Source organism: Bradyrhizobium sp. U87765 SZCCT0048 (assembly GCF_018131225.1).
Classification (GTDB): Bacteria; Pseudomonadota; Alphaproteobacteria; order Rhizobiales; family Xanthobacteraceae; genus Bradyrhizobium_A.
Map to the genome: position 1 here is coordinate 175964 of NZ_JAFCMM010000004.1, position 13178 is coordinate 189141.

Consider the following 13178-nt stretch of genomic DNA (forward strand, 5'->3'; position numbering starts at 1 on the left):
CGGTGAACGGCGCGCCGGTTTCCGGCGGCGTGGTCGCGGCGGCGCTCACGACACCGTCTCCTCGCCGGCCAGCAGCGGATCGAGCTTGCCGGCCTGGTCGAGCGCGTAGAGGTCGTCGCAGCCGCCGACATGGGCGTCGTTGATGAAGATCTGCGGCACGGTGGTGCGGCCGTTGGCGCGCTTCACCATCGCCTCGCGGAGCGCGCGGTCGGTCGCGACATCGATTTCCTTGTAGGAGACGTTCTTGCGCGCCAGCAGCGACTTGGCGGCGCGGCAATAGCCGCAGGTCGGCGTGGTGTAGATCTCCACGGCGGCGGTCACGGGAGCGGACGTCATCGGGGCCTCGATCATGATTTGTTGCAATTATATGGGGGTTTTGAAGCTGTCCACAACCCGCGCGAACACCAGCACGTCGACCTGGCGGGCCTTGGCCCGCAGGAGGGCCCGGGCGCAGGCATCGACGGTGGCGCCGGACGTCAGGACATCGTCCACCAGAACGATGTGGCGGCCCTCGATCGCGCTGCGCCGGTGTGCAGGCACCTGAAAGGCGCCCTGCACATTGTCAGCGCGTTCCGAACGGGTCAGGCCGACCTGCTGGCGGGTCGCCTTGCCGCGGCGGAGCGCGTCGCCCGCGAAGGGGACGCCGCTCTGTGTCGCCACCGCGTGCGCCAGCAGCCCTGACTGGTTGAATCGACGGCTCCAGGCACGTTGCCAGTGCAGCGGCACGGGAACCAGCATGTCGGCATCGTCGAGCAGCTCGCGGCCGGCGCGGGCCATCCATCGCCCCATCACCGGCGCGAGGTCGCAGCGATCCTGGTATTTGAGGCCGTGTACCAGGGTCTTGGCGGTGTCGTCGTAGCGCACCGCGGCGCGGGCGCGATGATAGGCCGGCGGTGCGGCGATCGCCTCCATGGACAGCAGGTCCGGACCGGGATCGTAGACGAAGGGAATGCCGAGGCGGGGACAGTGGGGCGGCGCAATGAACGACAATTGCGCCCAGCAGGCGGCGCAGACACCGTCACCCGCGACCGGCTCGCGGCAGGCGACGCACAGCGTCGGCAGCGCCACATCGAGGGCGAGCCGCGCGACACCGCCAAGCACGGATTGCGTCGTGGCGCGGCAGGCTGCGAGCAGGCCCCGCAGGGTCACAAGGCGTTGCCCGGGCGTGATGTCGTGCATCGTGCGGTCCATGATCGTCCGGCCGATCGTGAAAGGCTATCGTCTGCATGGCAGCATCTCAAGGCGCGACCGTGGCATGGTCTGCCGCGGCGCCGGCGTGGTGGATCGGACATTGCTGCAGCGTGGCCGTGGTCGCCCGGAGGAGAGCACGCGCGTGGAACGGCATGGCGCGATCGGTGTCGGCAAGCGAAAATAATTCTTCAGCCGATGTCGAATCCGCGGCGTCCCCGACGATTACCTGCGTGCTACAACACGCAAGGAGCCGCCCATGCACTACCACTGCCTGATCTTTTTCGATCCAAAAGTCGCCTTCAACGGTTCCCCCGAGGCCGACCAGGTCCTGGCCGACATTCCGGCCTATTCGGCCAAGCTGAAAGCCGAGGGCCATCACGTCACCGATCTTCCGCTGAATCTGCCCGCCACGGCGGTCACCCTCCAAAAGCGGGACGGCAAGGTTTCGACCACCGACGGCCCGTTCATGGAGACCAAGGAGATGCTGGGCGGCCTCATGGTGATCGAGGCGCGCGACCTCAACGAAGCCATCCGCGTCGCCGGCGAGTGCCCGTACGCCCGGCTGGGCACGATCGAGATCCGTCCGGCGATCGATTTCAGCCAGCCCAGGCCGTGCCTCTAAATGGCGCCAGCCGCACACGGCGAACTCGAGGCGGCTTACCGCAACGACGCTCGCCGTGTGTACGCCACGCTGATCCGCCTGCTGGGCGGTTTCCAGGCGGCGGAGGAGGGGGTGCATGAAGCCTTCCTGGCGGCGGCGGCCGCATGGCCGCAAACCGGCGTGCCCGCGAATCCCTATGCCTGGCTGGTCTCGGCCGGGCGCAACCGTGTCGTCGATCGCTGGCGGCGCGACGCCAGGGTGAAGGGCGCCTGCGCCGATATGCCGGCCGAGCCCGACTGGACCGACGATCCCGACCCCCATGCCATCCGCGACGATGATCTCAGCCTGATTTTCATCTGCTGCCATCCGGCGTTGTCGCCCGATGGCCGCGCCGCGCTGACGCTGCGTGAAGTCTGTGGCCTGACGACCGAGGAAATCGCCCGCGCCTTCCTGACGCCGGCGCCGACCATCGCCCAGCGCATCGTCCGCGCCAAGGCCAAGATCCGCGATCTGGCCATCCCCTACGAGGTGCCCGGCCGCGCGGAATGGCCGGTGCGTCTCGACAGCGTGCTGCAGGTCATCTACCTCGTCTTCAACGAAGGGCACACGACCACCGACGGTCCGCAACTGATCCGCACCGACCTGTGCGGCGAAGCTATCCGCCTCGGGCGTTTGCTGAACGACCTCGTCGACGATGCCGAAGCGCTCGGTCTGCTGGCCCTGATGCTGCTGCACGATGCGCGCCGTGCGACGCGCATCGACGCCGCCGGCGATTTCGTGCCGCTGGAAGAGCAGGATCGATCCCGCTGGGACCGCACGCTGATCGCCGAGGCGCAAGGCCTGATCGCGCGTGCGCTGACGCATCGCCGTGTCGGGCCGTATATCCTGCAGGCGGCGATCGCCGAACTCCATGCCGGCGCCCCGGGCCTCGCCGAGACCGACTGGCCGCAGATCGTCGGTCTCTACGACACCTTGATGCGGGTGGCGCCGTCACCGGTGGTGGCGCTCAACCGCGCCGTTGCGATCGGCCAGCGGGATGGCGCGGAAACAGGGCTGGCCGCGGTCGAGGCGGCGATGGCTGGCGGCGGGCTCGATACTTACCATCTGGCTTTCGCGGCAGCTGCGGGGCTGCACCATCAGTGCGGGCGCATCGCGACGGCGATCGCCTTGTATCGACAGGGGCTGGATCTGGCGGTTCAATCCGCGGACCGCCGCTTCCTGGAACGTCGCATGGCGGAGCTGCTGGATGTCGACCGGCGCATGCCAGATCCCGGGCGGCACTAGAATCTTGTGTTAGCGCTTGTGCCTGTGGTTGTTACGTCCGGAAACGAGCCGGCCGCAAAGTCAGGCCAATGTTGGAACCGGGGCAATGATCCGGTGAAGACATTGCTGCGGGGCTCGAACCACTGATCGACAAGGATTTTGCCAGTCATGGCTGACAGGCCCGTTCCCGCGAGCAGCCCAACCGGATCGAGCGCCGCCGCGCCGGAGCTGTTCGACCATGCGCTGCTGCAGGCGCGTCAGCACCGTGCCGAGCGGCTGGGCGCGGCGACGTTCCTGCTGGAGCGCGTCAGCGAGGACGCGATGGAACGGCTCGGGGCGGTGGTGCGCAGCTTTGCCGCGGTCGCCGATATCGGCTCGCCGGGCGCGGCGGTAGGGGATGCGCTGCGTGCGCGTTTCGATGACGTGACGCGGGTCGATCTGCTCGGCCGCGTCCGCGAGGATCTTGCGCTGGCACCGCAGTCGCTCGACCTTGCCGTGTCGGCGCTGGCGTTGCACTTCGCCAACGATCTGCCGGGCGTGCTGGCGCAGGTGCGGCGTGCACTGAGGCCCGACGGGCTGCTGCTGGCGGCGCTGCTTGGCGGCGACACGCTCACCGAGCTGCGCCAGGCGTTCGCCGCAGCGGAGACCGAGGTCGAGGGCGGGCTGTCGCCGCGCGTCGCGCCGTTCGCCGACCTGCGCGATCTCGGCGCGCTGCTGCAGCGTGCAGGTTTCGCCCTGCCGGTCGCCGATGTCGACCGCATCGTCGTGCGCTACGACAATGCCTTCGCGCTGATGCAGGATCTGCGGCGGATGGGCGCGACCAATGTGCTGCGCGAGCGCCGCCGCACGCCGCTGCGCCGGGCGACGCTACTGCGTATGGCGCAGGTCTATGGCGAGCGCTTCGCCGATGCCGACGGCCGCATCCGCGCGACGTTCGATGTGGTGTGGCTGTCGGGCTGGACGCCGCACGACAGCCAGCAGAAGCCGCTCAAGCCGGGATCGGCAACACACAGTCTGGCAGAAGCGGTGAAGCGGCGGGAGTGAACGCTGCCGTCGCGCGGGATGTTCGACGGCTTCGCTCGGTCATTCCGCGAGCTGCGCAGCGGCTATCCGGACTCTCAAGGCTTCGAGATTCCGGGTTCGTGGTGGAGCCTGCCATCGGGTCGCGCGTTGCGCGGACCCGTTGGCGACGGCCCGGAATGACCGAGGACAGCCGCCGGTTCGACGTTACAGCAGATCGATCAGATGCGGGATCAGCGGCAGATCGGCCGGCGGCATCGGGTAGTCGCGCAGCTTGTTGGCACGCACCCAGGCGAGGTTCTGGCCCTCGCGCGCCGCCGGCGTGCCTTCCCAGCGCCGGCAGATGTACAGCGGCATCAGCAGATGGAAATCATCGTAGCCATGGCTGGCGAAGGTCAGCGGCGCGAGGCAGGCCTCGCGCACGGTGATGCCGAGCTCCTCGTGCAACTCGCGGATCAGCGCCTGTTCCGGCCGCTCGCCGGGATCGAGCTTGCCGCCGGGAAACTCCCACAGCCCCGCCAGCGCCTTGCCTTCGGGGCGCTGGGCGATCAGCACGCGGTTGTCGGTGTCGACCAGCGCGCAGGCGACGACGAGGGTGAGCTTCACGACCGGTAGTCGCCGTTGATGGCGACATATTCCTTGGTGAGGTCACACGTCAGCACGCGGTCGCGGCCCTTGCCGAGGCCGAGGGCGACCTTGATCTGGATCTCGGGCCTGGTCATCGCTTCCGACACCTTCGCCTCGTCGTAGGAGGGATCGCGCGCGCCCTTGTGGGCGACGCGGATGCCGTTGAACGCGATCGACAGCTTGTCGCGGTCGGCCGGCTCGCCGGCCTTGCCGACCGCCATCACCACGCGGCCCCAGTTGGCGTCCTCGCCGGCGATTGCGGTCTTCACCAGCGGCGAGTTGGCGATCGACATCGCGATGCGGCGCGCGGAGGGCTGCGACACCGCGCCCTCGACCACGATCTCGACCAGCTTGCGCGCGCCTTCGCCGTCGCGTGCCACCTGCTCGGCAAGGTCGGCGAGCACGGTGTGCAGCGCCTTGGTGAAGGCCTTGAGGCGCGGGTCCGAGGCGCGGCTGATCTTCGGTGCGCCGTGTTCGGCGGCGGCGCCGGTGGCGAACGCAAGCAGGGTATCGGAGGTCGAGGTGTCGCCGTCGATGGTCACGGCGTTGAAGGTGTCGGCGACGCCGGCCTTGAGAAGCGCCTGCAGCGCCGGCGCGGAGATCGGCGCGTCGGTGAACACGAACGACAGCATGGTCGCCATGTCCGGCGCGATCATGCCGGCGCCCTTGGCGACGCCGTTGATGGTCACGGTCGCCTTGCCGAGCTTGACGCGGGCGGTCGCGACCTTGGGGAAGGTGTCGGTGGTCATGATTGCCCGGGCGGCGTCGTTCCATGCGGTCGGCACGGCGGTTTCGACCAGGGTGTCCATGACACCGTTGAACTTGGTGGCGTCGAGCGGCTCGCCGATGACGCCGGTGGACGCCAGGAAGATCTCATCGGCCTTGCAGCCGATCGCCTTGGCGGCAATCGTCGCGGTCAGCGCGGTGGATTGGCGTCCGGTCTTGCCGGTGAAGGCGTTGGCGTTGCCGGAGTTGACCACCAGCGCCCGCGCGGTCTTGCCCTTGAGGCGGTCGCGGCACCACTCGACCGGTGCGGACGGGCACTTCGATGTCGTGAACACGCCGGCCACCGTGGTGCCGGGATCGAGCAGCGCCAGCAGCACGTCGGTCCGTCCCTTGTAGCGGATGCCGGCCGCGGCGGTCGCGAGGCGGACGCCGGCGAGCTCGGGCAGTTCGGGCACGTTGGTCGGGGCGAGGGGGGAGACGGACGTGGACATGGCGGCTTCCGCGGTGAGGAGAGGGCAAAGCAGGATGCGGTATTTAGCCGTGATGCTGCCGTTTGTCGCGGGGCTTTGCCGCGGTTTTTCGGCGCGAGGGCTCATTCTTTTCGCTGTCATCTTTCCGAAATGAAACGGCCGGGGCGCAATGCGCCCCGGCCGGTCCGCTCCATCGACGTTTAATGGCTGTTACTTCTTCTTTGCCGGCTCCGCCGCCTTGGTATCGGTCTTGGTGTCCGACTTGGCGTCCGGCTTGGCGGCGTCCGGCTTGTCGTTCGCGGCCTGGTCGAGACGCTCGATCTTGGCGCCGTCATGCAGCTTGGTGACGTATTCGGCCTGGGCGCGGCGGGTCACGTAGGTTTCGATCTGGCCCTTGACCTGATCGAACTCCGGCGGCTTGCGGTTGCGCTTCTCCTCGACCTTGATGACATGCCAGCCGAACTGCGACTTGACCGGGTCGGAGATCTTGCCCGGCTCGAGCGCGAAGGCCGCGGCAGAGAATTCCGGCACCATCTGGTCCTTGGTGAAGAAACCGAGGTCGCCACCGTCGGACGCGCCCGGATCCTTGGACTTTTTCTTCGCCAGCTCGGCGAAGTCGGCGCCCTTCTTGAGTTCCTCGATCACCTGCTTGGCCTCGTCCTCGGTCTCGACCAGGATGTGGCGCGCGCGCACTTCCTGCTCGGAGGCGATCTGCTTGGCGGCGTCGTCATAGACCTTGCGCATCGCCTCGTCGGTGGTCGCGGCCTTGCCTTCCACGGCCAGGAGGCTGTCCATCAGCAGCCGGTCCTTGGCGAACGCCAGACGCTTCTTGAAGTCGTCGCGGTCCTGGATCTTCTTCTCTTCGGCGGCCTTGGCCGCGATCTTCATGTCGATCAGGAACTTGATGATGTTCTCGCGCTTGCTGGCCGGGTCCATCTGGGCGAGGCTCGGCGCCAGCTCCTCCTCGGCGACCGCGAGGTCGCTCTCGCGGATCTCGCTGCCGTTCACCTTGGCGATGACCGGATTGGAGTCCTGGGCGCGGGCCGGCAGGCCGGACAGCAGCGCCACGGAGAGACAACCTGTCGCGGTGACCGCGAGCAGGCCCAGGCGCAGGGCGGTCATCGTTCGGGACGGAGCAGCGATCATGGAAAATCCTTAATTTGTCAAAGTCGCGCGATGGAGCGCCGAAAGGCGGCGGACACTCGCCCAATCGCATGCCGTTGGCAACCTCCTCGTGTTCCGCCCGGTGATTTCGCTTCGCCCGGCCGTCCCCCCGGGCAAGCGATGGTCAGTCATCACAGGATGCGGACGCGAGTACGCGTTCACGGTCATGGTCGGGCCGCAGAATCTCCTCTTCGGCGCCGCCGACGTTACGGGGATCGGCGCCAAAGCCACATCAAAAACCCGACAAAATCATGAAATTCCTGAAATGCTTGCGCCGTTGACAAGGCTCCGGGCCCCTCATATCTCTGCCCCGCCAAGGTCTTTAGATGGTCTATGGATCGTGGTGCGTATATGGTCGCGCCAGCGCCGGTGAACCTCGGACCGTCTTTCCCGCACTTACGCGCAAGGGATTGCCTGGACACGAGATTTTCGGCAGCGGCACACCCCTCAAGAGCACACCCGCGGGGCCGCTTGGCCCTCTCTCGCCTGGCCTGATGTCGCGGCTGCGACGGCCGGCTTGCAAACGACAGGAATGGCTATGATCGGCGCGATTGCCCGCAAGTTCTTCGGTTCAGCCAACGAGCGGCGGATCCGGGCCTACCAGCCGCGGGTGGCCGCCATCAACGCGCTGGAGCCGGAACTGATCAAGCTGTCCGACGAGCAGCTGCGGGCGCGCACCGCCGAGTTCCGCAAGCAACTCGCCGACGGCAAGACGCTCGACGACCTCCTGGTGCCGGCCTTCGCCACCGTGCGCGAGGCGGCCAAGCGCACGCTCGGCCAGCGCCACTTCGACGTTCAGCTCATCGGCGGCATGGTGCTCCACGAGGGCGATATCGCCGAAATGAAGACCGGCGAAGGCAAGACGCTGGTCGCCACCCTTGCGGTCTACCTCAATGCGCTCGCTGGCAAGGGCGTCCATGTCGTCACCGTCAACGACTACCTCGCCAAGCGCGATGCCGACTGGATGGGCCAGGTCTACGGCTTCCTCGGCCTCACCACCGGCATCATCGTTCACGGCCTCGACGACGAGCAGCGCAAGCAGTCCTACGCCTGCGACATCACCTACGGCACCAACAACGAGTACGGCTTCGACTATCTCCGCGACAACATGAAGTACCGCCTCGAGGACATGGTCCAGCGCGGGCACTTCTTCGCCATCGTCGACGAAGTCGACTCCATCCTGATCGACGAAGCCCGCACCCCGCTGATCATCTCCGGTCCGCTCGACGACCGCTCGGATTTCTACAACACCATCGATACGTTCCTCCCGCGGCTCGACAAGTCCGACTACGAGGTCGACGAGAAGCAGCGCACCGTGACGCTGACCGAAGCGGGCATGGAGAAGATCGAGACGCTGCTGCGCGACGCCGGCCAGCTCAAAGGCGAGTCACTGTACGACGTCGAGAACGTCTCCGTCGTGCATCACATCAACCAGGCACTGCGCGCCCACTCGCTGTTCACCCGCGACAAGGATTACATCGTCCGCGACGGCGAGGTGGTGATCATCGATGAGTTCACCGGCCGCATGATGCCGGGCCGCCGCTACTCGGAAGGCCTGCACCAGGCGCTGGAAGCCAAGGAGCATGTCCAGGTTCAGCCCGAGAACCAGACGCTGGCCTCGATCACCTTCCAGAACTACTTCCGGATGTACGAGAAGCTCGCCGGCATGACCGGCACCGCGGCGACCGAAGCCGACGAGTTCTTCGACATCTACAAGCTCGAGGTCCGCGAGATCCCGACCAACGTCACCGTCAAGCGTCTCGACGAGGACGACGAGGTCTACCGCACCGGCAACGAGAAGCACGCTGCGATCCTCAGCGAGATCGAGCGCGCCAATGCGCGCATGCAGCCGGTGCTGGTCGGTACCGCGTCGATCGAGAAGTCCGAGGTGCTCGCCGATTTCCTCAAGGAGAACGGCTACAAGCAGATCGACTTCGGTAACCCCAAGGCGCTGGAGAAGCTGTACGCAGCGGCCCGCGCCGGCAAGCCGGCGAAGCTGTTCGCGGTGCTGAACGCGCGCTTCCATGAGCAGGAAGCCTACATCGTTGCCGAGGCCGGCGTGCCCGGCGCCATCACCATCGCCACCAACATGGCCGGCCGCGGTACCGACATCAAGCTCGGCGGCTCGCTCGAGATGCGCGTCGCCCAGGAAACCGCGGGGATCACCGACGAGGCCGAGAAGCAGGCCCGCATCGCCCAGATCAAGGCCGATATCGAGCACTTCCGCGACATCGTGCTGAAGGCAGAGGAGGTCGTCGAGATCGAGCCGGCCAAGGGCAATCGCCCGGCCCGGACCGTGACCAAGCCGGGCGGGCTCTACATCATGGGCTCCGAGCGGCACGAGTCTCGCCGCATCGACAACCAGCTGCGCGGCCGCTCCGGCCGCCAGGGCGACCCCGGCCGCTCCAAGTTCTTCCTGTCGCTCGACGACGACCTGATGCGCATCTTCGGGTCGGACCGTCTCGACAGCATGCTGACCCGCCTTGGCCTCAAGGACGGCGAGGCGATCATCCATCCCTGGATCAACAAGGCGCTGGAGAAGGCGCAGCAGAAGGTCGAGGCGCGCAACTTCGACATCCGCAAGAACCTGCTCAAGTTCGATAACGTCCAGAACGACCAGCGCAAGGTCATCTTCGATCAGCGCATCGACCTGATGAAGGACGACAACGTCGCCGAGACCGTCGCCGACATGCGCCATGTCGTGATCGAGGATCTCGTCGCCAAGCACGTGCCCGAGCATGCCTATGCCGAGCAGTGGGACGTCGCCGGCCTCAAGGAGGAGCTGCTGCGCGTGCTGGCGCTCGAGCTGCCGGTCGACGCGTGGGCCAAGGAAGAAGGCATCGCCAACGAGGAGCTGCTGTCGCGCATCATCAAGCATGCCGACGAGCACATGGCCGCCAAGGTGGCGCAGTGGGGCCCGGAGGTGATGCGTTACGTCGAGAAGTCACTGCTGCTGCAGACGCTCGACCATCTGTGGCGCGAACACCTCGTGATGCTCGACCACCTGCGCCAGGTCATCGGCCTGCGCGGCTATGGCCAGCGCGATCCGCTGCAGGAGTACAAGGCCGAGGCCTTCAATCTGTTCGAGGCGCTGATCGGACGTCTGCGCGAAGCGGTCACGGCCCAGCTGATGCGGGTCGAGATCGTGCCGCCGGAAAACGAGCAGCCGCAACTGCCGCAGATGGAAGCCCATCACGCCGATCCCGTTACTGGCGAGGACACCATGGCGTTCGCCAGCGCCGCGCTGGCGCCGGTTCCGGCCGACCAGCGCGATCCCGGCAATCCCGCTTCCTGGGGCAAGGTCGGCCGCAACGAGGATTGCCCGTGCGGCTCCGGCAAGAAGTACAAGCACTGCCACGGCCGCTACGCATAAGCGGCGGTCAGGCTCACGAGGGCCGGCAGAACGGGTTTGAGACCAAAAGGGCTGCGCCGTCGCGCAGCCTTTTTTGTGGTGGTTCGGTGTGCTGTGCGAATGGTGGGCCGCACGTGTGGACGCGACGCGCTCTATCCGTTCAGCGCCGTGCTCAGCGCTTCGTCGCAGTGGATCAATGTGGTGTCGAAGACCGGCACCGGCACATTGCCCTGGTTGAGGAGCATGCCGACCTCGGTGCAGCCGAGGATCAGGCAATCCGCGCCGCGATCCACCAGACGCTGCGCGATGGCGACATAAGCCGCTTCGCTGTCGCGGGTGACGACATCACGACAGAGCTCGTCATAGATGACACGATGGGTGGTCGCTCGATCCGATGCGTCGGGAATGATCGGCGTGAGGCCGGTAGCCGACAGACGCTCGGTGTAGAACGCCTGCTCCATGGTGAACGCGGTCGCCATCAGCCCGGGGGTGCGCAAGCCGCTGGTGCGGATGCGGTTGGCGGTCGCGTCGGCGATGTGCAGCAGCGGGATGGCCAACCCCGTCATCATCTGCTCCGCCAGCTTGTGCATGGTGTTGGTGGCGAGAATGATGAAATCGGCGCCGCCGCGTTCGAGCGCTCTGGCTTCGCGGTTCAGGATTTCGCCGGCCTGCTCCCATTGCCCGGCCATCTGCAGCGCCTCGATCCTCGCGAAATCGAGCGAACGGATCAGCAGCTCCGGTGAATGAAGGCCGCCGAGGCGCTCGCGCGTTCGGTCGCATAGTTCGCGATAGTAGATCTGGGTCGAGGCGGCGGACATGCCGCCGAGGATGCCAATGGTCTTCATCAGTCAGGCCCGTTCGCGGTCGGGAGCGCAGCACAGCCTGCAGCCGGCGAGTACTGGCGGTCCGCAGTGGTCGAGGTATGTCGCGGTGAAAGACGGAAGCCGGGTGACGCGCGGTCATCCAAGGCTCGCACGTGTTGCAGGCGACCGGAGGCGGACGGCGCGGGCGTGGACCGCGGTGCTAGCGGACGTTCGACCAGCGGTTCTCGAACGAGTTGGTCGGCACGATCGCCTGGGCGCCGGACATCGGCTGATCCGCAGGCGCGTTCGATGCGGTGGTCGTCGGCCTCGGCTGCGCCTGGGCGCTGGTGACGGGCCGCGGTGTCGCGGGCTTGGCGTCCGCGGTGCGCACGTCGCGGCCGGGAACAACGGGCTTGCTCGCGACGACGCTGGCGGGCGGGCGGGCCGCCGGCGGCTTGGTCGCGACGGCGGGTTTCGCAGGCTGCTGGGCAGCCGGCGCGGCCGTCGTCGCGGTGGTGTCGTTGCCAATGCCGACCTTGCGGGCCAGCGAATGGAAGAAGTTGCCGGACACGGCGCCATCGTTGTTCGCGGCGGCCGCAGCGGCCTGCGGCGGCGCGGCTTCAGGCACCGGTGCGCCGACGAATGGCGCGTTGACCTCGGGCTCGGGCGCGCGCGGCGGATTGACCGTTTGCGGGATGGTGCCGGGCGCCGCCGAATAGGACGCGACCGAGAAATTGCTGTTGGTGTCGGACAGGCCGGTCTGGCCGTTCGGCAGCTTGGCGGCGAACACCGCGTTCATGCCGCCATCGATCCCGGTGTTCATGCGCGCCACCGGCGTGCCGCGAGAGGCGAGTTCGGCAGCCTTGACCTCGTCCTCGCGCTGCTTGTCGCGCACCGCTTCGGCGAGTTCGTCGGGAATCTGGTAGGCCGGGCAGGCGCCGGTCGGGTTGAAGTTCAGCGGGCGGTTCGAGCCGGCCGGGGCCTGCGCGTCGAACACATAGCGGCGGTCGCAGACATCGACCTTCGGCTCCTGCCGGCTGACCTCGAAATGGTCGTTGCCTTCCTTGAGCATCTTCCAGAACGGCATGTTCGGGTTGTTGCGATGCTTGGCCAGATTCGCCGGCGTCATGCGGAACGGATAGGCTTGGACCTGGAAGGCGCGCTGGCCGCCGAAGAATGATTCGCGTCCCAGCGAATAGATCTCCGAGATCTGCTCGTCGGTCATGGCGTAGCAGCCGCGCGACGAGCAGTCGCCGTGCACCATCAGCTGCGAGCCGGTGCGTCCCAGCGCTTTGTCGAAAGCGTTGGGGTAGCCCATGTTGAACGACAGATAATAGGCCGACTGCGGATTCATCTGCGCCGGCGTGATGGTGTAGAAGCCCTCCGGCGCCTGGCGGTCGCCTTCCCTGATCTTCGGTCCGAGATCGCCGGACCAGCGGCAGATCGGATAGGTCTTCAGCAGCGCGAAGCGGCCATTGCGATCCTGCTTCCAGACTTCGAGCTCGGCTTCCTGCTTGAACAGGCGGACCAGCATCGGCGATGCCTTGTCCATGTTCTTCTGGTCCATCTCGGTGACCAGCTTTTCGGGAAGCGGCTTATTGGCCTTGGCGTTGGTCGACAGGCTGTCGCCGTCGCAGCCGGCAAGCGCGATCGAGGCCACAACGGCGGCCGATGCGAGAAGCGCGCGAACGGGCGAGCGAGATTTCAAAGTGAAGCTCCGCGAGCGGTGGGAGAGTCCCCAAACCCCAATCAAAGTCGGTGCCCTACCCCGATCCCTAAATTTTTATCCTTAAGGGTGTTTGGCCGCAACACGATTCACTCGCAGCCGCCCGGCGCGGGAGCGGGTGGTGAATCAACCGTAAAGGGCGCGCGCCGGTGCGGGAGACGCAAAGCAGCCGGGTTCCGATATCCAGAAAAAGCCACAATGCGCGCCGCGGGCAGGTTCCCGACGGCTCGGTCTG

General features: G+C 66.9%; 12 protein-coding genes. 5 read left to right on the forward strand and 7 right to left on the reverse strand.

All coding sequences use genetic code 11. The features are described from left to right. Nucleotides 1-45 precede the first annotated feature (45 nt). Both grxC and JQ639_RS23590 read right to left on the reverse strand, forming a co-directional pair. Complete coding sequence (gene grxC / locus JQ639_RS23585) at nt 46-321, reverse strand: glutaredoxin 3 (protein ID WP_211967963.1); 276 nt, start codon at nt 319-321, stop codon at nt 46-48. Nucleotides 322-363: 42 nt separating this feature from the next. Beyond that, nucleotides 364-1179, reverse strand: coding sequence for a ComF family protein (locus tag JQ639_RS23590; protein WP_211967691.1), 816 nt, complete (start codon nt 1177-1179; stop codon nt 364-366). Between the two features lie 10 nt (nt 1180-1189). Between JQ639_RS23590 and JQ639_RS23595 the strand changes: the two genes are divergently transcribed. The 4 genes from JQ639_RS23595 (at nt 1190) to JQ639_RS23610 (ending at nt 4099) form a co-directional block, all read left to right on the forward strand. Then, nucleotides 1190-1375 carry a hypothetical protein gene (locus tag JQ639_RS23595; protein WP_211967690.1) on the forward strand — a complete coding sequence of 62 codons (186 nt, stop codon included), beginning with the start codon at nt 1190-1192 and terminating at the stop codon, nt 1373-1375. Between the two features lie 72 nt (nt 1376-1447). Beyond that, nucleotides 1448-1813, forward strand: coding sequence for a YciI family protein (locus tag JQ639_RS23600; RefSeq protein WP_211967689.1), 366 nt, complete (start codon nt 1448-1450; stop codon nt 1811-1813). Then, nucleotides 1814-3076: an RNA polymerase sigma factor gene (locus JQ639_RS23605; RefSeq protein WP_211967688.1), complete on the forward strand. Its 1263-nt coding sequence runs from the start codon at nt 1814-1816 to the stop codon at nt 3074-3076. A gap of 147 nt (nt 3077-3223) precedes the next feature. Further along, complete coding sequence (locus tag JQ639_RS23610) at nt 3224-4099, forward strand: methyltransferase domain-containing protein (protein WP_211967686.1); 876 nt, start codon at nt 3224-3226, stop codon at nt 4097-4099. A 183-nt stretch (nt 4100-4282) separates the two neighbouring features. On the opposite strand, the gene mutT is transcribed toward JQ639_RS23610, so the two are convergent. The 3 genes from mutT to JQ639_RS23625 form a co-directional block, all read right to left on the reverse strand. Next, nucleotides 4283-4681: an 8-oxo-dGTP diphosphatase MutT gene (gene mutT / locus JQ639_RS23615; RefSeq protein WP_211967684.1), complete on the reverse strand. Its 399-nt coding sequence runs from the start codon at nt 4679-4681 to the stop codon at nt 4283-4285. Then, nucleotides 4678-5919, reverse strand: coding sequence for a bifunctional glutamate N-acetyltransferase/amino-acid acetyltransferase ArgJ (gene argJ / locus JQ639_RS23620; RefSeq protein WP_211967682.1), 1242 nt, complete (start codon nt 5917-5919; stop codon nt 4678-4680). Before argJ ends, mutT begins: the two co-directional genes overlap by 4 nt. A gap of 189 nt (nt 5920-6108) precedes the next feature. Then, a complete protein-coding gene (locus tag JQ639_RS23625) occupies nt 6109-7044 on the reverse strand; it encodes a peptidylprolyl isomerase (RefSeq protein ID WP_211967681.1) in 936 nt (311 codons plus the stop codon). Between the two features lie 556 nt (nt 7045-7600). Between JQ639_RS23625 and secA the strand changes: the two genes are divergently transcribed. Further along, entirely contained in the window at nt 7601-10435 is a 2835-nt protein-coding gene (secA, locus tag JQ639_RS23630; protein ID WP_211967679.1) for a preprotein translocase subunit SecA, read from the forward strand. Nucleotides 10436-10566: 131 nt separating this feature from the next. On the opposite strand, the gene JQ639_RS23635 is transcribed toward secA, so the two are convergent. Both JQ639_RS23635 and JQ639_RS23640 read right to left on the reverse strand, forming a co-directional pair. After that, nucleotides 10567-11259: an aspartate/glutamate racemase family protein gene (locus JQ639_RS23635; RefSeq protein ID WP_211967678.1), complete on the reverse strand. Its 693-nt coding sequence runs from the start codon at nt 11257-11259 to the stop codon at nt 10567-10569. Nucleotides 11260-11437: 178 nt separating this feature from the next. Continuing rightward, nucleotides 11438-12925, reverse strand: a complete 1488-nt coding sequence (locus JQ639_RS23640) for a L,D-transpeptidase family protein (protein WP_211967677.1) — start codon at nt 12923-12925, stop codon at nt 11438-11440. Nucleotides 12926-13178 lie beyond the last annotated feature (253 nt).

Excerpts from the sequence above, each read along its gene's own strand:
- JQ639_RS23610 (WP_211967686.1), top strand. The coding sequence starts at position 3,224 with ATGGCTGACAGGCCCGTTCCCGCGAGCAGCCCAACCGGATCGAGCGCC.
- argJ (WP_211967682.1), bottom strand. The coding sequence starts at position 5,919 with ATGTCCACGTCCGTCTCCCCCCTCGCCCCGACCAACGTGCCCGAACTG.
- JQ639_RS23605 (WP_211967688.1), top strand. The coding sequence starts at position 1,814 with ATGGCGCCAGCCGCACACGGCGAACTCGAGGCGGCTTACCGCAACGAC.
- JQ639_RS23635 (WP_211967678.1), bottom strand. The coding sequence starts at position 11,259 with ATGAAGACCATTGGCATCCTCGGCGGCATGTCCGCCGCCTCGACCCAG.
- JQ639_RS23600 (WP_211967689.1), top strand. The coding sequence starts at position 1,448 with ATGCACTACCACTGCCTGATCTTTTTCGATCCAAAAGTCGCCTTCAAC.
- secA (WP_211967679.1), top strand. The coding sequence starts at position 7,601 with ATGATCGGCGCGATTGCCCGCAAGTTCTTCGGTTCAGCCAACGAGCGG.
- JQ639_RS23625 (WP_211967681.1), bottom strand. The coding sequence starts at position 7,044 with ATGATCGCTGCTCCGTCCCGAACGATGACCGCCCTGCGCCTGGGCCTG.
- JQ639_RS23590 (WP_211967691.1), bottom strand. The coding sequence starts at position 1,179 with ATGCACGACATCACGCCCGGGCAACGCCTTGTGACCCTGCGGGGCCTG.
- JQ639_RS23595 (WP_211967690.1), top strand. The coding sequence starts at position 1,190 with ATGATCGTCCGGCCGATCGTGAAAGGCTATCGTCTGCATGGCAGCATC.